The 19,143-nt window shown below is 57.7% G+C and carries 17 protein-coding genes; 9 read left to right on the top strand and 8 right to left on the bottom strand.

The window, feature by feature from the left end:
- The first annotated feature begins 215 nt into the window (after positions 1 to 215).
- Genes ACXAH0_RS10380 through ACXAH0_RS10370 form a run of 3 tightly spaced genes read left to right on the top strand, consistent with a single transcriptional unit; the run spans position 216 to position 3,604 of the window.
- Positions 216 to 1,514 carry an NAD(P)/FAD-dependent oxidoreductase gene (locus tag ACXAH0_RS10380; RefSeq protein ID WP_475190916.1) on the top strand — a complete coding sequence of 433 codons (1,299 nt, stop codon included), beginning with the start codon at positions 216 to 218 and terminating at the stop codon, positions 1,512 to 1,514.
- Positions 1,511 to 2,356 carry a DUF1365 domain-containing protein gene (locus ACXAH0_RS10375; protein ID WP_475190913.1) on the top strand — a complete coding sequence of 282 codons (846 nt, stop codon included), beginning with the start codon at positions 1,511 to 1,513 and terminating at the stop codon, positions 2,354 to 2,356. Before ACXAH0_RS10380 ends, ACXAH0_RS10375 begins: the two co-directional genes overlap by 4 nt.
- An 18-nt stretch (positions 2,357 to 2,374) precedes the next feature.
- Complete coding sequence (locus ACXAH0_RS10370) at positions 2,375 to 3,604, top strand: class I SAM-dependent methyltransferase (protein ID WP_475173211.1); 1,230 nt, start codon at positions 2,375 to 2,377, stop codon at positions 3,602 to 3,604.
- 158 nt (positions 3,605 to 3,762) lie between these two features.
- Here the strand turns inward: ACXAH0_RS10370 and ACXAH0_RS10365 are convergent, their stop codons facing one another.
- Positions 3,763 to 4,581, bottom strand: a complete 819-nt coding sequence (locus ACXAH0_RS10365; RefSeq protein WP_475190911.1) for an SDR family NAD(P)-dependent oxidoreductase — start codon at positions 4,579 to 4,581, stop codon at positions 3,763 to 3,765.
- Positions 4,582 to 4,641: 60 nt separating this feature from the next.
- Positions 4,642 to 5,286: a ChrR family anti-sigma-E factor gene (locus ACXAH0_RS10360; RefSeq protein ID WP_475173214.1), complete on the bottom strand. Its 645-nt coding sequence runs from the start codon at positions 5,284 to 5,286 to the stop codon at positions 4,642 to 4,644.
- A gap of 311 nt (positions 5,287 to 5,597) precedes the next feature.
- Between ACXAH0_RS10360 and ACXAH0_RS10355 the strand changes: the two genes are divergently transcribed.
- The 5 genes from ACXAH0_RS10355 to sseA all read left to right on the top strand — a co-directional run bounded on the left by ACXAH0_RS10355 (position 5,598) and on the right by sseA (position 10,444).
- Positions 5,598 to 6,632 (top strand): cysteine synthase A, encoded by a 1,035-nt coding sequence (locus tag ACXAH0_RS10355; RefSeq protein ID WP_475190909.1) that lies wholly within the window; start codon positions 5,598 to 5,600, stop codon positions 6,630 to 6,632.
- A gap of 25 nt (positions 6,633 to 6,657) precedes the next feature.
- A complete protein-coding gene (gene cls / locus ACXAH0_RS10350) occupies positions 6,658 to 8,172 on the top strand; it encodes a cardiolipin synthase (RefSeq protein ID WP_475190906.1) in 1,515 nt (504 codons plus the stop codon).
- 108 nt (positions 8,173 to 8,280) lie between these two features.
- Positions 8,281 to 8,997, top strand: a complete 717-nt coding sequence (locus tag ACXAH0_RS10345) for an alanyl-tRNA editing protein (protein WP_475190904.1) — start codon at positions 8,281 to 8,283, stop codon at positions 8,995 to 8,997.
- Positions 8,998 to 9,016: 19 nt separating this feature from the next.
- On the top strand, positions 9,017 to 9,493 hold the full coding sequence (locus tag ACXAH0_RS10340; RefSeq protein ID WP_475173222.1) for a GFA family protein: 477 nt from the start codon (positions 9,017 to 9,019) through the stop codon (positions 9,491 to 9,493).
- A gap of 105 nt (positions 9,494 to 9,598) precedes the next feature.
- Positions 9,599 to 10,444, top strand: a complete 846-nt coding sequence (sseA, locus tag ACXAH0_RS10335; protein ID WP_475190901.1) for a 3-mercaptopyruvate sulfurtransferase — start codon at positions 9,599 to 9,601, stop codon at positions 10,442 to 10,444.
- Positions 10,445 to 10,475: 31 nt separating this feature from the next.
- Here the strand turns inward: sseA and ACXAH0_RS10330 are convergent, their stop codons facing one another.
- The 6 genes from ACXAH0_RS10330 to ACXAH0_RS10305 all read right to left on the bottom strand — a co-directional run bounded on the left by ACXAH0_RS10330 (position 10,476) and on the right by ACXAH0_RS10305 (position 17,472).
- A complete protein-coding gene (locus ACXAH0_RS10330) occupies positions 10,476 to 11,816 on the bottom strand; it encodes a protoglobin domain-containing protein (protein ID WP_475190897.1) in 1,341 nt (446 codons plus the stop codon).
- Positions 11,817 to 12,077: 261 nt separating this feature from the next.
- Entirely contained in the window at positions 12,078 to 12,797 is a 720-nt protein-coding gene (locus ACXAH0_RS10325) for a TIGR02117 family protein (RefSeq protein ID WP_475173230.1), read from the bottom strand.
- A gap of 13 nt (positions 12,798 to 12,810) precedes the next feature.
- Complete coding sequence (locus tag ACXAH0_RS10320; RefSeq protein WP_475173231.1) at positions 12,811 to 13,614, bottom strand: amino acid ABC transporter ATP-binding protein; 804 nt, start codon at positions 13,612 to 13,614, stop codon at positions 12,811 to 12,813.
- 65 nt (positions 13,615 to 13,679) lie between these two features.
- The gene (locus ACXAH0_RS10315; RefSeq protein ID WP_475190895.1) at positions 13,680 to 14,999 is read right to left on the bottom strand and encodes an amino acid ABC transporter permease; all 1,320 of its coding nucleotides are present in this window, start codon (positions 14,997 to 14,999) and stop codon (positions 13,680 to 13,682) included.
- A 12-nt stretch (positions 15,000 to 15,011) separates the two neighbouring features.
- Positions 15,012 to 16,229, bottom strand: a complete 1,218-nt coding sequence (locus tag ACXAH0_RS10310) for an amino acid ABC transporter permease (RefSeq protein ID WP_475190893.1) — start codon at positions 16,227 to 16,229, stop codon at positions 15,012 to 15,014.
- A 223-nt stretch (positions 16,230 to 16,452) separates the two neighbouring features.
- Entirely contained in the window at positions 16,453 to 17,472 is a 1,020-nt protein-coding gene (locus ACXAH0_RS10305) for an amino acid ABC transporter substrate-binding protein (RefSeq protein ID WP_475190889.1), read from the bottom strand.
- A gap of 464 nt (positions 17,473 to 17,936) precedes the next feature.
- Here ACXAH0_RS10305 and metC point away from each other — a divergent pair, with 464 nt between their 5' ends.
- On the top strand, positions 17,937 to 19,115 hold the full coding sequence (gene metC / locus ACXAH0_RS10300) for a cystathionine beta-lyase (protein WP_475190886.1): 1,179 nt from the start codon (positions 17,937 to 17,939) through the stop codon (positions 19,113 to 19,115).
- Positions 19,116 to 19,143 lie beyond the last annotated feature (28 nt).

Here is a 19,143-nt window from a genome sequence, read left to right as displayed (position 1 = left end):
CGTGACAGGTTCATCAAGGCTGTCCCTGGCGTTCCGACACCGGCCAGCCCCAGGTCCGCTTCAGCCAACTCTCTCCAGACGCGTTAAAATTATTGATAAAATTCATCGCCCTGCGTGATCCGCTCTGTTTTTGAAGCCGTATCTGCTTCAGATACCAAGACGTTTCCTCTGGCTGCAGTGTCCGCAGCCCGACCAGACTGACAAAAGGATTGATCATGCGGATTGCCGTCATCGGCTCCGGTATTTCCGGAAACAGTGCAGCTTGGGCGCTTAGCCAAGACCATGATGTAGTCCTTTACGAAAAACGGGATCGTCCAGGTGGACACAGTGCGACCGCCGACATCGATTATGACGGCACGCCAATCAGCGTCGACACCGGTTTTATTGTCTATAATGAACGCAACTACCCCAACTTCACTGCGCTGTTAGGCCATCTTGACGTCGCCACCGAAGTCAGCGACATGAGCTTTTCCCTGTCCGCAGACAATGGAAGGCTGGAATGGAGCGGCGACTCCTTGAGATCTGTCTTTGCGCAGAAATCAAATCTGCTGTCGCCGCGCTTTTTGAAAATGCTGCGCGATATTTTCCGCTTCAACAAACACTCCGTCGCCGACCTCCATTCCGGACGGCTGACCGGCGAGACCCTTGGTGGTTATCTGGATAAGAACCAGTATTCCCAGGGCTTTATCAATGATTATCTGCTGGCCATGGGGGCAGCCATCTGGTCTACCCCGATCAACGAGATGCGCGCCTATCCGGCAGAGAGCTTTGTGGCTTTCTTCGAAAATCACCAGCTTCTGTCCTTTGACCGCACGCCATGGCGCACCGTATCAGGGGGCTGCCGGTCCTATGTCACCCAGCTGATCGCGCCGTTCAAGGACAAAATGCGGCTTGGCAAGGCTGTGGTAGAGGTTCTGCGCAAGGATGGGCATGTCGAAATCCGCGACGAGAGCGGCGCAATCGACCGTTTCGATCAGGTCATTATGGCGAGCCATACGGATCAGAGCCTGAAGATGCTTGGCGATCCGTCTGCAGACGAACGCGCGATCCTGGCAGCGATCCGCTACCGTCCCAACGAAGTCTTCCTGCACCGGGATCACGCTCTGATGCCAAAGCGCAAAATTGCCTGGGCGTCCTGGAACTACATGTCCGACCGGGACGCTGGCGAAACGCGCGATGTGACAGTCAGCTATTGGATGAACCGGCTGCAGAATTTCGACCGCAGCAAACCTGTCTTTGTCACGCTTAACCCCTTTGAAGCCCCTCGGCCCGGAAAGACATTTGCCAAATTCGTCTATGACCACCCGCAATTCGATGCCGCGGCGCTCGCCGCAAAGACCCGGCTCGAAACCATCCAGGGCGTAAACAACACCTGGTATTGCGGTGCCTGGACCGGACATGGCTTCCACGAAGATGGCCTTTCGTCCGGCCTGGCCGTTGCCAAACGCCTGGGGGCCCGCCTGCCCTGGGAAACGTCCGCTGAGACCACCTCCTTTCTGGATGCTGCCGAATGAGGCGAAGGACGGCCAGTACCAGAGCGGAAAACGGTCCACCGCCCGGGCGGCCCGCGACGCTCTTTTCCGGCAAGGTCATGCACCACCGGATGAAACCGAAGGAACACCGGTTCAGCTATTCGGTATTTTCCCTGCTTCTGGACCTGGATCAACTGCAGGCGGCGGCGGCTACGAGCCCGTTGTTTTCGCTCAACCGCTTCAACCTTCTGTCCTTTCACCTCAAGGACCACGGTCCATGCGACGGCACCAGTCTGCGCGGCCATGTGGAGGCGCTGCTGGCGGACAAGGCTGTTGCCAGGCCCGCCCGGATCCTGCTGCTTGCCTATCCGAGGTTGCTCGGCTACGGCTTCAACCCCTTAAGCGTCTATTACACGTTCGATGCGCAGGATCAGTTGACGGCGATCGTCTATGAAGTGCGCAACACGTTTGGCGGACTTCACACCTATGCCCTGCCCATTCTGCCCGGCCAGCACAGCGCGGCCGGGGTGCGCCAGACCCAGGCAAAGGCCTTCTATGTCTCCCCCTTCATCAGCATGGAGCAGCGCTATCATTTCCGCATGCTCCCCCCTGGCCAAGAGGTCCGGGTGCGCATTCTGGAAACGGATCAGGACGGCCCGCTTCTATCGGCCACCTTTTCGGGAACCGGCGCCCCGTTGACCACAGCCAGCTTACTAAGAGCCTGCCTGCGCGTGCCCTTCCTCTCCATGAAGGTGATCACGGCGATCCATTGGGAAGCCTTTAAAATCTGGCTGAAGCGTGTACCCTTTCATCCGCGTCCGGCCGAAACCCCACCCAGCGGCCGGTTGCGTGACCGGCCTTTGCCCATTTCGACCGATCGTTAAGTTTCAGGGGTTTATATGATGAGTGAACCTGTCGTTCTCACCCGCGATAACATGAATAGGGAGCTGAGAGGCACGCCGCGGCTTGCCCGCATGGCGGCAAGCCTGGCACTCCAGATCCGCTACGGCACTCTGGAGATTTCTTTTCCGGACGGCCGGGCCTTCGAAATTCACGGCCGGGAGCCCGGCCCCTGCGGTGTCCTCAACATTCACGACTGGCGTTTTTTTGCCATGGTCGTGAAGGCCGGCGATGTCGGTGTCGGTGAAGCCTTCATGGCCGGCTACTGGTCATCTCCTGACGTGACCACGTTCCTGGAGGTGTTCTGCATCAATCAGGAATCCACCCTTGAGGCCATTCAGGGCCGTCCGCTGACACGGCTGCTTCTGTCCTTGCGCCACTGGCTGAATTCCAACACACGCCGGGGGTCCAAGCGCAACATTTCCGCCCATTACGACCTTGGAAACGCTTTTTACAAGGAATGGCTTGACCCCTCCATGACCTATTCCTCAGCCATCTACAGCAACGGGACCAACAATCTGGAACAGGCTCAGGCAGAAAAATATGCCTCCCTGGTGCGGCAGGCAGATATTGGACCGGACCACTCGGTGCTGGAGATCGGCTGCGGCTGGGGCGGCTTTGCCGAACATGTTGCCAAAACCGTCGGAGCGAAGGTGCGGGCCCTGACCATCTCGCGCGAACAGTTCGACTATGCCAGAGAGCGCATCTTCAAGGCCGGGCTGAGCGAGAAGGTCGATGTTGTGTTTCAGGACTACCGGGACGAGCGCGGTGTCTACGACAGGATCGCTTCCATCGAAATGTTCGAGGCGGTCGGCGAAAAATACTGGGCGACCTATTTTGGCCAGTTGTCCCGCTGCCTGAAACCGGGCGGCAAAGCCGGGCTGCAGATCATCACGATCCAGGACAAGATGTTCGAAGACTACCGCAGCGGCACCGATTTCATCCAGCGCTATATCTTTCCAGGCGGCATGCTGCCGCCTCCGGGGCGCCTTGCGGATATCGGCAAATCACTCGGTCTTGATCTGACCGAACAGAAGATTTTCGGTCAGGACTATGCACGGACCCTCGCCGAATGGCGGCAACGCTTCCGGGACGCATGGCCGCAAATCAGCCCCCTTGGGTTCGATGACCGGTTCAAACGCCTTTGGGAATTTTATTTGCACTATTGCGAGGCCGGGTTCCGGGCCGGGAACATCGATGTGCGCCAGATGGTCTATGTGAAGGCGTCCTGACCCCTTCAGAAACACCTTGAAAGCGGCAGAGACCAGTGGTTTTGAGCCACTGGTCCTTTGCGCATGTCGCCTTCACTTGGAACCAGACCGTTTGTCTTTTTCTGTGATATCGCAGATGGCAGGCCATGAAAGCCAAATCCGATGAAACACGGTTTGCGCTAAAGGTCCCGGCCGGACCTGGTCTTCTGATCCCAACCGGTCGAACGGGCCACAAGCGCAAAATAGGCCGAATAGGGCAACAGGCTCAGGGCTTTGAGCTTCCTGACAAAGCTCTTGGGAAAGCTAATCTCAAACTGCGCTGGATGGCTCAGCCCCCTGACGATCTCCCGGGCCGCTTCGTCTGCCGACAGAATGTCGGGCATCGGGAACGGGTTGGACCGGGTCGCAGGCGTATCCACAAACCCTGGATTGATTAGTTGAATCCGGATGCCCGCCCGATCCAGATCAAATTTCAGCGACTCCACCATGTTGATCAATCCGGCTTTCGAGGCGCCATAGGCCGCAGATGTGGGCAGTCCGCGATACCCGGCGACGGAAGAGACGACCCCAATCTGCCCCCTGCCCGCCTGCCTCATTTGCTCTATGGCCGGCAGCAGCACGTTCACGGTGCCCATGAGGTTCACATCAAAACTTGTCCGGAACGCTTCAGGGTCCGCTTTCAGGCCGTCCTGGGGCAAATAAACGCCTGCATTGGCAACAAGCAGGGCAATGGGCCCCAGATCCTCAGCAATCTGCCGGCACTGGCGCGCCATCGTGTCCGTCTCCCGCACATCTCCCGGATAGGCCCAAATTGTGCCCGCCAGCGGATCACTTTGCGCGGCCAGATCCTGCAAGGCGTCTTCGGAACGGGCGGTTGCGGCCACGGTCCAACCGTTTTCAGCCAGTTTGAGAGCCAGTGCGCGGCCAATGCCGGAGCTGGCCCCTGTAATCCAGGCCGGACCATCGCCGGGGCGGGCAACATCTTTTTTTGGGGGCAAAGTCGTCTCCTGAGGGCTTTGCTACAGTCTACGCAAAGCGCCCCGAGACCGGATTTGTTGTCAGCGCATAAAAGGCGCGAACCAGCGGCCAACGGGGCCGGTCAACTCAAGACGGCCGGCGGTCACCGCAAAACAGATGCAGTCCTCGCCATCATCGGCAATCGGTTTGTGGTCTACGTCGCCATCAGCGAAGGCGACATCTCCGGCCACAAAATGACCGTCTTCATCCTGAAAGCCTCCCTTGAGTACAAGGGTCAGTTCGGTACCGTGGTGGGTGTGAGAAGGCATGGCCCGTCCGGCACGCACCCACAGAAGGCTGCTGGTGCAGCCGTCCAGTTCCCCGAACTTACATTCCTTCACTCCCGGAAGAAGCGTCTTCCAGGGAAGCCCCTCCAGAGAGGAGCCGACAATGGTCTGCAAGGACAAGGGAAGATCAGCCTCGTTGACTGGTGTCGGCGTGTTGTCGTTGGTAACGACAGCGGTTCCGGAAAAGATTGCGTCCAGCACGTCATCCCGGTTTTGGAACGCGACCGGAGCAGCATCGTTCAACCCGATGCCTGCCAGGCTCTCAAGCGACGACACATAGCCCCGGTTCCGGTCGCTCAATTCCAGATGAGCACCGACCAGCGCCTGTGCAGGATAGGAGAGCGTTCCGGCCGCATAACCGGCCAGCAACTCGTCCATTCCCGTCACGTTTTTTTCCATTACCGCTCTCATCGACCTTATAAACCCACGTTGTCCTATGGCCGGTACGCCATGCAACGTTCACCGGATCATGTCATACACCAAAATATTGATGTTTGAAATTTCATCTAGAGGGTTTCAAGAACAACTCCATGCTCACTTTCAATGGATTGGCGGAAAATCCGACTGAAATTGAAGACGGTCTCTGGCTTTCCCCGTACGAACGCTTAAATTGCGTCCTTGATCCGAATGTTCATGCCCCTTAGCGTTTGGAGCCAAATGACAAAATCCGGCTGAGTGAAGGCTCCAGCCGGAACAGCCGGGATGGAAAAATGACTGTGTCCGCTTCCGTTGTCGATGCCATCGGCAACACGCCCTTGATCCGCCTGAATGCCCTTTCCGAAGAAACCGGATGCGAGATTTTGGGCAAGGCCGAGTTCATGAACCCGGGCCAATCGGTCAAGGACCGCCCGGCCCGGCAGATGATTCTCGAGGCCGAGGCACGGGGCGACCTGAAACCGGGCGGGGTGATCGTTGAAGGCACCGCCGGCAATACCGGAATCGGCCTTGCCCTGGTAGCAAGCGCCCGAGGCTACCGTACGATCATCGTCATTCCGGAAACCCAGACCCAGGAGAAAAAGGACATGCTGCGCCTGTGCGGTGCAGAGCTTCTGGAAGTTCCGGCCAAGCCATTCAAGGACCCCAACAACTATCAGCATGTGGCCCGGCGTCTGGCGGAAAGCCTCGCGGAGACCGAGCCAAGCGGGGTTCTGTTTGCGGACCAGTGGAACAATCTGGACAACCGCAAGGCCCATTATGTCACGACCGGGCCTGAAATCTTCCACCAGACCGGCGGCAAGGTGGATGCATTCATCTGCGCCGTTGGCTCCGGAGGAACGCTCGCGGGTGTCTCAACCTATCTGCGGGGGCAGAAGCCTGGTGTGATCATCGGCTGTGCAGACCCGCGCGGCGCCGCCATGCAGTCGCTGTTCACCACCGGGGAAGCCGTCGCCTCCGAAGGCGGCTCCATTGCAGAAGGCATTGGCCTCGGCCGCAGCACGCCGATTGTCCAGGATGTGACGGCCGACTACGCCTACACAATTGCCGATGAAGACGCCCTGCCGCTTGTGTTCGACCTTGCACAAAAGGAAGGCCTGCTGCTGGGAGGCTCTTCGGCGATCAACCTTGCCGGGGCCCGGCAGCTTGCCAGGGAGATCGGGCCGGGCAAGACCATTGTCACCATCCTGTGCGACCACGGCACCCGCTCCCAGTCCAAGCTCTACAATCCGGCTTTCCTGAAATCGAAGGGGCTTCCAGTCCCGGCTTGGCTGGAAAAGACGGTTTCGCTTCAGGCGCCCCTCCTCTGACGCGCAAATGAGCAGGGTTTAGCCCATGGCACAGGCAGTCCCCTCCGCAGTTCTGGACGGCGCAGACGCAAAGGCAGTGATTCAGGACGCGGTGACGGATGCCGGAATGCTGGACGTGATGGCCAACAATCTGGGTCTTGTGGCCGCCTTCGTTGCGGTCATGTACCTGACCGCGTCGCTGTGCGCCGTGCGCGAGGTGATGAATTCACGCACCTCCCAGGGATCGGTCGCCTGGCTGCTGTCGCTCTTCTTTCTGCCCTATCTGACCGTCCCGCTCTACTTCATCTTCGGCTGGAAGTCCTTTGCCGACTATGCCCGGATCCAGGCAACGCTCGGCCGGGCAGAACGGGCCCGACGGGCGGACGAGCTGGGACTGACCGACCACGACGAAACGAGAGACTGGCCCGTCCTGACCCGCGTCGCTGGTGTGCCCTTTCTGGCGGGCAACCGCGCGGAGCTTCTGATTGATGGTGAGGCCACCTTCAGTGCCATCAAGACGGCGATCGCCGAGGCCCAAAACAATATTTTCTTTCAGTTTTTTGCGATAAACGATGACAGGCTCGGCCGGGAAATGGCGGAGGCCCTGATCACCCGTGCCCAAGATGGAGTGCAGGTTTATTTTCTCTATGATGATGTCGGCTGCCATTCCCTGTCCAACGCATTCCTTATCCGGCTCAAGGAAGCGGGTGTACGTGTGTGCGGGTTCAACGAGAACCACAAATTTCTGAGGCTACTTGGCCCGATGCGGCTCAACTACCGCAATCACCGCAAACTTGTTGTCACCGATTTTAGCCAGGCCTTTGTCGGCGGGCACAATGTCGCCGATCAGTATATCGGCCGCGACAAATGGTTCGGCCATTGGCGCGACACCCATGTGCGGGTCGCAGGACCCGCAGCGGTTGCCTGTGCGCTGTCCTTCGTTGAGGACTGGCTGTGGGCGAGCGGCGAGCAGATCACCCTGCCAGCTGTCAGCCAGGTGCCGATGCCTGGCGACGAATCCGTTCTGGTGATGCCAACCGGCCCTGCGGATGAACTGGAAGAATGTGCGCTCGCCTTTGTGGAAGCGGCTGCGCGGGCCAGAAAACGCCTCTGGATCACCACGCCCTATCTGGTTCCCTCGCTTGATGTGCAGACCGCTCTGGCAACAGCTGCCATGCGCGGGGTCGATGTGCGCATCCTGCTTCCGGAGAAGCGCGACCACTGGACCGTCTGGCTGGCCAGCCATGCCTATGAGGACACGCTGGTACAACGCGGCGTCAAGGTCTACCGCTATACCGATGGCTTTCTGCATCAGAAGGTCACGCTGATGGATGACGACCTTGTCTCGGTGGGTACAGTGAATTTCGATAACCGCTCCTTCCAGATCAATTTCGAGTTGACCCTCTGGTTCACCCACGAGCGTATGATCCGCAACGTTGAAACCATGCTGACAGAAGATTTTGAACGTGCCCGCCTCACCTGGCCGGATGCGTTCCGTTCCCGCAGCTATGGGTTCCAGGTTTTCGCGCAAGGGGCGCGGCTGCTTTCCCCAATTCTGTAAACCGGGCTCAGGTGCGTGCACATTACCATGCTGCCGGGTGTGCCCCCTGTCCCAACGGCCTAAAAATGTCCTATGCATAGGCCCTCAGATTCTTTTCAGGAGCCCTTCATGACCACTCCTCTTTTTCGAGACGATGCCTATCTTCGCACCAGCGAGGCCAAGGTTGTTGGGGTGAACGAATGCGGCGGCATCCTGCTCGACAGGACCGTGTTCTACCCGGCCGGCGGCGGGCAGCCGGGGGATTGCGGCTTTCTGGAAGGTGCGGACGGCGAACGTATCGGAATTGCGGCAACCGTTTATGACGAAGATAGAACCAGGATTGTGCATGTCCCGGCAGAGGGCCAGCCCCTTCCGGACAGCGGCAGCACCGTCACCGCCCATATTGACTGGGCCCGGCGCTATCGCCTGATGCGCGTCCACACCGCCCTGCATCTTCTATCGGTCGCGCTCCCTTTTTCGGTCACAGGCGGGCAGATTGGGGAGCTGGAAGGCCGTCTAGATTTTGATATGGGTGATACGCCAGTCGACAAGGAGGCGCTTCTGGAAAAGCTCACGGCGCTGAGCAGCGGCGACCACGAGGTCACCACCGAGTGGATTACCGACGCAGAGCTGGATGCCAATCCCGGTCTCGTCAAGACCATGTCGGTCAAACCGCCACGCGGCTCCGGCCGGGTCCGGCTGGTCCGGATCGGTGCCGATATTGACCTTCAGCCTTGCGGCGGCACCCACGTGGCCAGAACATCGGAGATCGGAACTCTGTCCCTCGGCAAGATCGAGAAAAAGGGCAAACAGAACCGGCGCGTCCGGATCAAACTGGCGGAGTGAAAGAACCAGGGAGGCTCTCATGAGGCTTGAAGGCAGCTGCCATTGCAAATCTGTCGTCTTTGAAGTGAACAGCAGGACCCCATACCCTTTTATGCGCTGCTACTGTTCCATCTGCCGCAAGGTTGGTGGCAGCGGAGGCTTTGCAATCAATCTCATGGGTGAAGCCGGAAGCCTGAACGTCCGGGGCGCAGGCGCCAAAGCGGTCTATCATGCTGTTATTGACGGCACACCCAGCCCGGCGGAGCGGCATTTTTGCAGGACCTGTGGCGCACATTTGTGGCTCTGGGACCCGCGCTGGCCGGAGCTCGTTCATCCCCATGCGGGCACCATGGACACAGCGCTTCCCACGCCACCCGAAACGGTCCATATCATGCTGGACTTCAAACCGGACTGGGTCCCTGTTCCACAGGGCCCCGGACACGTCCATTTCCCGCGCTATCCTGACCGGAGCATTGAGGACTGGCACAAGTCCAAGGGCCTTTTCGACGAAAGCTGACAGAAGACGCGCTCGGGCCTCCAGCTCAATTCTCCCAATCGCAATTTTACGGGTCGCAGCCGTCCATAGAGGCTCCTATGATGGGGCTGAACAACAGGAGCAAGAATGCCGGACAATCCTCTCGTCAGCACCCAGTGGCTCGCAGACCATCTGGAGTCACCAGATGTTGTGGTCGTGAATGCATGGATGCCGCCAGTCCACCAGCCGGACGCCCTGCCCGTCTATCCCCGGGCCCATATTCCCGGAGCGGTCCATTTCGACATCAATGCCATATGCGACACAACCTCGGACCTGCCGCATATGCTGCCTGCGCCGCATGTGTTCTCCTCCGCAATGCGCAAACTTGGCATCGGCAACAGCCAGACAATTGTTGTCTATGACGATTTCGGGTTCTATTCCGCCCCCCGGGTTTGGTGGACCTTGCGCACAATGGGCGCAGACCATGTCCATGTGCTGGATGGCGGCTTTCCAAAATGGCAGGCAGAGGACCAGCCTGTCGAGGACGACACGCCTCGCCGGACCCCGACCCATTTCGCCTCCCGGCTCAATCATGCGGCCGTCGCCGATCTGGCGCAGATGACAGCCGACATCCGCTCCGGCGTGCGGCAGGTTCTGGACGCAAGATCCGCAGACCGGTTTGCAGGTATCGCCCCGGAGCCCCGGGAGGGTCTGCGCGGCGGCCATATGCCGTCAGCCTTCAACCTTCCATTTACGCAGCTGATTTCCGAAGACGGCACGTTCAAGACCGGTTCATGTCTTGAGGCCGCTTTCCAGGAAGCCGGGATCGACCTCAGCAAACCAATCACCACAACATGCGGCTCAGGCGTTACAGCGGCCATCCTCACGCTGGGGCTGACACTGCTCGGGGTTCGCGACCTTGCGCTTTATGACGGCTCCTGGTCCGAATGGGGCAGCCGCGAGGACACAGACATCGAACAGGGGCGTCCCTAAGGACCGCGCGTCCAAAGGCGAAAGAACCCCGTCAGGCCGTTTTCTGCAGGATGTCAAAGAAGGTCCTGATTTCCTCGGAGATCGTCTTGGCGCTGGCATTCAATTGGCGCGCAGCGGCCGAAAAATTGCCGGCCGCTGTATCCGTTGCCTCAATGGCCTGGCCAACGCCGGTGATGTTCTCGTCCAGCGTATGGGCCCCGTCTGCAACTTTCTGCACGCTTTCTGAAATCTCCTGGGTCGCAGCGCCCTGCTCTTCAACCGCAGCAGCAATCGACCCGGTCATTTCATCGAGTTGTTTCACCACTTCGGCGATCGTACGGATGGAGCCGACTGCAGCGCCGGTGGAATCCTGAATTTCCGAGACCTGCTCACTGATTTCCTCTGTCGCTTTTGCGGTCTGTTCGGCAAGTGTCTTGACCTCACTCGCAACCACCGCAAAGCCCCGTCCCGCGTCACCAGCGCGGGCTGCCTCGATGGTTGCGTTAAGTGCCAGAAGATTGGTTTGTTCCGCAATTGCCTGAATGAGCCCGACCACATCGCCGATCTTCTGGGCAGACCCGGAAAGGCTTGCCACCTGAGCAGTCGAATCTTCTGCACTGCCTGCGGCCTGACTTGCAATTTGGGACGCTCCCGCGATCTGTTTGGAGATTTCCTGAATGGAACTGAACAATTCCTCCGTGGCCGACGCCACGGTCTGAACATTCAGGCTCGATTCCTTGGAAATGCCACCGGCCACATCCACTTCCGACTTGGCCGTTCGCGAGACATCGGACAATTGTGCCGCTTCCCGGTTGACCGCACTGGCGCCTTCATCCGCATCCTGAAGCGGTGTCTGCACCTTGCTTTGAAAGTCTTCGATTGCAAGGTTTAGCTGCCGGGTCTGTTCTTCCCGCTCTTCCAGAAGCCGTTCTTCATAGGTGGAGATGGCCAGGTCCATGTCAAAGAAGACAGCGGCGGTCAGGTGAGAGAGCAACCCGCTCAAATCCTTGAAGGAATGCCGGTATTTGGAAACAATATGAGCATGGAGCCGCGCCAGCACAAATTGGTACCCGGCAATATACCACCGGGGCTCAAGACCGATCCGGCAATGCACATGCCCAATCCGGTTGATGCTCTCGCGGTAGTCAGCATCAAAGCCGCTATTGAACAGTTTTTCCCAATGGGCCCTTTGCGCAGACACGAGCCTTGGCTGCATGTCGCCTACCATGTGCGACAGACTGTCGACGCTCTTCAAGTGGGTGTAAAATGCCTCCAGAACATGATCCAGCGCAGGCAGCACCACCGGCCAAAGCTGGCGCAGCCCCTCAATCGTCTCTGTGTCTATCTCGGCGAATCTCAGCCGTGTAACGAAGTCATGGTCCGGTTCCCGCATGACAATTCCCCCATAAGAACTGCCAATACGTCACCTGATGCCAATAAACAAATTCTAAACCGCTAGCTGTATTGATAATATAGACACCCCTTTTGAGGGCATCGTCCCGTTGGCCACCGGCAATATTCGCAATCAGTTTAAATTCATGCGTTCAAACTATGTGTTTGACGGCTTTTCTGGCGATTCCACACGCTTTCGCCCCCCCCCTTTTTCAACATTGGGACGCCTGCACACGCTTCAAATGACAGCCCTTACGGCCGGCTAGGACACGGGCCGGCCAAGACGGTTGTGCAGATGGAGCGACCAGTCCAACGACCAGGGCAAAGGGGTCCATATCCCGGTTTGCAGACCCGCGCGCCTCAACATGCGCGCTGTCCAGGTATTGCATCCCATCAGGGCATTGAACCCGCCCTGCGCCGGAAAGAAGAGGTCGTGATCATCATAGCTGGCACCGGCAATCGCCGCCGGCAGCTGACGGTCCTCCCTCTGAAAGCTTTCGGTAATGCCCAAAAGCAACGAGTCGAATTCGGCCCTTGAAAGATCAAGTACCAGAACGTCCTCATGGTCCGTTGAAATCGGTCCGGCCCGGCGCACATGCATTACGGAGGCATCCCAAGTGAGAGCCCGCAGTACCGGTCCCGGCTTCAGGTCCGCCCAGGACGGTGTCCCGATATAAAAGGAGCGGCTTCCCCAGCCGACAATGACCCATTGCACACCCGGAAATTCCAGGTCAAGTCCCGCTTCGGATACAAAAGACAACGCCCCAAGAACATCAGGCTCTGCAGGCAGCGCAATATCGGTATGAATCGGGTTGGCGAGCACCAGGACCTGCCGTTTCGCCTCTTGGTCCATCTTACCGGAAGGTGCGGATGGCAAAAAGGGCCACGGGATCACCACCCCAAGGCCCAGAGCCGTGATGACCGCCAGCCCCATAAAGAAGAGCCCGCCAGCAAGGCGGCGGGCTATCCGTCCAAAACGCATGGGACGCAGCCGTTCAGTGGTGTAGAATCTGACTCAGGAACAGTTTGGTGCGTTCGTGCTGCGGGTTGACGAAGAACTCTTCCGGTTCATTCTGCTCAACAATCTGCCCTGCATCCATGAAGATCACCCGGTTCGCCACCTTGCGGGCGAAACCCATTTCGTGCGTCACGCAGAGCATGGTCATACCTTCTTCCGCAAGACCGACCATCACGTCCAGCACTTCCTTGATCATTTCCGGATCGAGCGCCGATGTCGGCTCATCGAACAGCATGATTTTCGGGCTCATGCACAGTGATCGGGCGATCGCCACACGCTGCTGCTGGCCACCGGAAAGCTGCCCCGGATATTTCATGGCCTGCTCGGGGATCTTGACGCGCTCCAGATAGTGCATCGCGATCTCTTCGGCTTCCTTCTTGGGCATCTTCCGCACCCAGATTGGTGCCAGGGTGCAGTTTTCCAGAATGGTCAGATGCGGAAACAGGTTGAAGTGCTGGAAGCACATTCCGACTTCCCGGCGGATCTCGTCGATCTTTTTAAGGTCGTTGGTCAGTTCGATCCCGTCCACGATGATCTGACCGGCCTGGTGCTCTTCCAGACGGTTGATGCAGCGGATCATGGTCGATTTGCCGGAGCCGGAGGGTCCACAGATCACGATCCGCTCCCCGCGCATGACCTTCAGATTGATGTCACGCAGCACATGAAAATCGCCGTACCACTTGTTCATGCTCTTGATTTCAATAGCGACATCCGTTTCGGAAATCTGCATTTTCGACCGGTCGGCGGAGAGACTTTCCGCGTTGACTGCATTCTCGCTCATGAGTGTTACTCCAAAATTTCTTGAGCCGGCGCGCCGCGTTCCCCCGCGCGCTCCGGACGACATCGCTAGCGTTTGTGTCCTGTGTGCAGCTTCTTCTCCATAAAGATGGAGTATCGCGACATGCCAAAGCAGAAGACAAAGAATACCATCGCGGCGAAAAGATAGCCGGTATGCCCCTGACTGGGCGTCGACCAAGTTGGATCCGTGAAGGAAGACTGGATCTGCCCAAGGAGATCGAACATACCGACAATCAGCACCAGGGTTGTATCCTTGAAGAGGCCGATAAACGTGTTCACGATTCCGGGGATCACAAGTTTCAGAGCTTGAGGCAGAATGATGAGATACATCATCGGCCAGAAGCGCAGCCCCAACGCCATGGCGCCCTCATACTGCCCTTTCGGAATGGCCTGAAGCCCACCGCGCACCACTTCCGCCATATAGGCAGCAGAGAACAGGGTTACACCGATCAGAACCCGGAGCAGCTTGTCGAACGTTACACCTTCTGGAAGGAACAGCGGCAACATGACCGACGCCATGAACAACACTGTGATCAGCGGCACGCCGCGCCAGAATTCGATGAAGATCACCGAAACCAGCTTGATGATCGGCATCTGCGACCTGCGGCCGAGCGCCAGTGCAATTCCCAGCGGCAGCGACGCAACAATCCCTGTCACCGCAATCACCAGCGTCACCAGCAGCCCGCCCCAGACGGCAGTTTCAACATCCGTCAGGCCAAAATCGACCGAGCAGGCCAACAGCACGGCTCCAATGACAGCAGCGGTCCCGACAAACCCGGCCAGCGTCGGAGTTGCCTCTGAAAAGCTGTTGCCAAAAACAAGCATTTGCAGGAGCGCAAAGCCAATCCCGGCAATTGCAATCATCGCGACCAGGAACCATGTCCAGAACCCGATATCGAAATGACCGCCGGTTAACAGGATCAAAGCCACGAAGGGAAACACGCCCAGGAACAGGACCGCGTTTGTGCGCTTGAACGGTGCACTCGGAATTGCCAGCGGAATCAGTAGGGCCGCAAATAATGTAAACACAATGTCAACGCGCCAGATCTGGTCAGACGGATACCGGCCATAAATAAACTGCTTGAAATAAGCCTCCACATAAGCCCAACAAGCACCACTATGACCGCCATCCTGGGGAAGGCAAGCTTCACGGTTATCGCCCGTCCAGACCGCGTCGATCAATGCGAACTGCACAAATGGCTGGATGATTGAATAGGCAAGCAGCAGCCCAAACATGGTAAGAATAGTGTTCCCGATGGACGAGAACAGGTTTTGCCGCATCCAGCCGATCGGACCGGTGGTGGAGACCGGCGCCGGTAAACGTGGCGCCTCCTCCGTGCGGATCTGAAACATTTCAGAATTGGTCATATTAGGCGCCCCTTATCTTTCCACGAGCGCCATGCGCTGGTTGTACCAGTTCATAAAGGCGGAGGTGATCAGGCTGAGCGACAGATAGACCGCCATCCAGATTGCGATGATCTCAATAGCTTGACCTGTTTGGTTCAGCACCGTTCCGCCCACAGACACCAGATCAGGGAAAGCGATGCCAACTGCCAGAGATGAGTTCTTGGTTAAGTTCAGATACTGACTCGTGAGAGGAGGAATAATGACGCGCATTGCCTGCGGGATGATCACAAGACGAAGTGTCGGTCCCTGACGCAGTCCGAGCGCATGGGCCGCCTCGGTTTGCCCGTGGCTGACAGCCTGAATCCCAGCCCTAACAATCTCCGCAATAAACGCCGCCGTGTAAATCGACAACGCGGCCGTTAGCGCCAGGAATTCCGGAATGAGATTGAAACCAACGCCCAATTCGAAACCACGCCGTAAAATCGGACCGGTTTCAATGAAGTTAGGATACTCAAGATACATTGGCATTCCGGTCACGAAATACGTGATCACAGGCAGGCCCAAAATCAGCCCGAGGCCGGCCCAGAAGACCGGGAATTGCTGGCCGGTTGTTTCCTGACGTTTGCGGGCCCAACTGGAGACCACAAACGAAGCAATGATCCCCACTATCAGAGCATATCCGATGAACTCTGAGCCCGTCTCCCAAATCGGTTTGGGTCCGCGGAGACCGGCAATATTCAGGTGGAAACTGTCAAAGAAGAAGGACCATTTGTCACGTTTTCCTGGAACAGCACGCAAAACTGCAAAGTACCAGAAAAAGATCTGAAGCAGCAGCGGTACGTTTCTAACAAGCTCAACGTAACAGTAGGCTATCCTGCTGATGACCCAATTGTTTGATAGTCTGGCGATTCCAACGACAAATCCAATGATCGTCGCAAGGAAAATACCTACTGCGGCGACTAGTATTGTGTTCAGCACCCCAACAAGAAGGGCCCGACCATAACTCGACGTTTCCGAATAGGGTATAAGCGACTGAATGATGCCAAAACCAGCTGTGATGTCCAAGAAACCCCAGCCTGAGGAAATATTCTGCCTTTCCAGATTGGCGATTGTGTTCGTTACGATAAACCACCCAAAGCCAATCAGCGCAGCGATCAGGAGAGCCTGATAAAAAAAGCCGCGCACTTTGGGATCATTCACCAACGAAGCACGCGCCGGCGCCTCCGCCGATTCCTGCTCCATTACTGCCATAGAACCTCGCCCAAGTTCACGGAAAGAGCCCGGCCCGAAGCCTCTCCTCTTTCGCGTCACAACTGCTTCATCCCTACGCGCTTTTGCGCAATTCCCCTATCGGTCGCGAAGCAGCTTGGTCCCCACGTGTGTCCGGCTTTGCGCCAGTCTTATTACGTGGACTTGTTTTGTTGAGGGTTCCGGCGGAAGGCCGCCGGAACCCCGGAACCTCAAAAGAGAGGTGTTAGCGGATCGGCGGAGCGTAGAGGAAACCACCATTGCTCCACAGTGCGTTCACACCGCGGGAAATGCCGAGCGGAGTGTCCGGACCGACATTGGCATTGAAGGATTCTTCGTAGTTGCCGACGCTCTTGATGATGTTGTACGCCCAGTCGTTGGACAGACCAATGCCTTCACCGTAAGCACCTTCAACGCCGAGCAGACGCTTGACGGCCGGATTGTCGGAAGACTTCATGTTGTCAACGTTTTCGGATGTAACGCCGAGCTCTTCAGCGTTGATCATCGCATTGAGGGTCCATTTCGCAATGTTGAACCACTCATCGTCGCCCTGACGAACAACCGGTCCAAGCGGCTCTTTGGAGATGATTTCCGGCAGAACCATGTGGTCTCCCGGGTTGGTCAGCTTCAGGCGCTGGGCATAAAGACCGGAAGCGTCCGTGGTGTAGACGTCGCAACGGCCAGCGTCATATGCAGCCACAACCTCATCGGCCTTTTCGAAGGCCACGATTTCGTAGGGCATGTTGTTGGCGCGGAAATAGTCGGCAACGTTCAGCTCGGTGGTGGTGCCGGTGTTGGTGCAGACAGAAGCGCCGGACAGTTCAAGTGCAGAGGTCACACCCAGGTCCTTACGGACCATGAAACCCTGACCGTCATAATAGTTGACGCCAGCGAAGTTCAAGCCCAGCTGGGTGTCCCGGGACATGGTCCAGGTGGTATTACGGGACAGGACGTCCACTTCACCGGACTGCAGCGCGGTGAAACGCTCCTTGGCAGACAGCGGCGTGAACTTTACGGCAGTCGCATCACCGAATACGGCAGCGGCCATGGCGCGGCAGACGTCAACGTCAAGACCGGTCCAGTTCCCCTGTGCGTCCGGATTGGAGAAGCCCGGCAGACCCTGGCTCACACCACACTGGATGAAGCCCTTTGCCTTGACATCTTCCAGGGTTGTCGCACTCGCAGCCGAAGAGGCGGCGACGCCCATTGCAGCGCCGAGTACGAGTGGAAGGATTTTTTTAGTCATGGATATGCAGCCTTTATTTGTTACCCATACTTTATTTTTTTGCTGTGGCTGAACGAGTGAAATCCTCAACGTCCGTTCCCGAACGAGCGCCAGCTGTTGCAGCGGCGTCCTCCAGAAATCTCCCGCTCTACCCAACATGTTCATACGATGGCATTTGGCTGTGCGGGTCAAGTACTTGCTGTCACTATCTCGTCAAATTTCGGAGCCTCTGGCAGGTTTTAGCCACGGCCCTATGCACAAATAGCGAACATGGCTAAATCGAAATCATTCAATGCCTAAAATGAGTTCATCCTAATCCAGCCGTCCGGTTCGAGGTATTAACCTTAAAAAAAACTTGCCCGCGAAAATAACACCTCCGCACCGGTGAATTGCGCTTGTTGCGGCCGCATGCCTAGGCCTAGGATGATGGCATCCAACAGGGCTTTTGCGGCCCTCTTTTCACCACCAGCCCATTAAGATCTGCCATGCCGAATTCAGATTCGAAGCCCCCCCTGAAACCTGACACCAGATTGACCCATTCAGGGCGTGACCCAAGCGCCTTCCACGGTTTTGTCAACCCACCCGTCGTGCACGCATCGACCGTACTGTTTCCGGATGTGGAGACCATGGCAAGCGGCGGCCAGACCTACACCTATGCGCGCAGGGGCAACCCGACGACCGATTCCCTGGAAGGGGCGCTGGCGGAGATTGAAGGCGCAAAAGGGGTAAAGCTCGCCAATTCGGGACTGAATGCGGTGGCGCTGGCGATCCTGACCTGCGTCAAATCCGGCGACCACATCCTGATCAATGATACGGCGTATCATCCAACACGGCATTTTGCCGACATAGTTCTGAGCCGCTGTGGTGTGTCAGTTGACTATTATGATCCGGCGCTCGCCGGTGAGATCAAATCCCTGTTCCGCCCGGAAACAAAGGCCGTCTTTACCGAGGCTCCAGGCTCCCTCACCTTTGAGATGCAGGACATTCCGGCCATATCTGATGCGGCCCATGCAGCCGGTGCGCTTGTTTTGATGGACAACACTTGGGCAAGCCCCCTGCACTGCCAGCCAATTGCCCTCGGCGTGGATCTCTCCATCCAGGCCGGCACAAAATATATTGTCGGTCATTCCGACGTGATGCTGGGTACAATTGCTGCCAGTGAGCGGGCCTGGGCAAGCCTTGACGCCGTGCACGGGGCTATGGGCAGCCATGTTGGGCCCGATGACGTATATCTTGGTCTGCGTGGGTTGCGCACCCTGTCGGTCCGGCTGGAGCGGCACCAGAAAAACACCCTCGCCGTACTCAACTGGCTCAAAGACCAGCCACAAATCAGCCGCCTCAGATATCCAGCCCTTGAATCCGATCCCGGTCACGCAATCTGGAAACGTGACTTTTCCGGCGCCTCTGGCCTGTGCGGGTTTGATTTTGCCGATGGCACATCGGCGGCTCAGGCGTCCAAATTTCTGAACAGCCTGTGTTTGTTTGGCCTTGGCTATTCATGGGGCGGATTCGAAAGCCTTGCGATCCCGGTCAAGCTCAAGGGCGCACGCTCCGTGTTCCGCCCTGATGATAACCTTCAGTCCGTGCGCCTTCATATCGGCCTGGAAGATCCGCAGGACCTGATCACCGACATGCGTCAGGCGCTGGAGAAAGCCTTCGGCTGACACAGGACCTCCCGGCCAGGGCGAAGCA

It is taken from the genome of Roseibium sp. AWQ4_290 (assembly GCF_056160985.1).
Note: the sequence above shows the minus strand (reverse complement) of the source record. Positions and strands in the feature narration are given on the sequence as shown.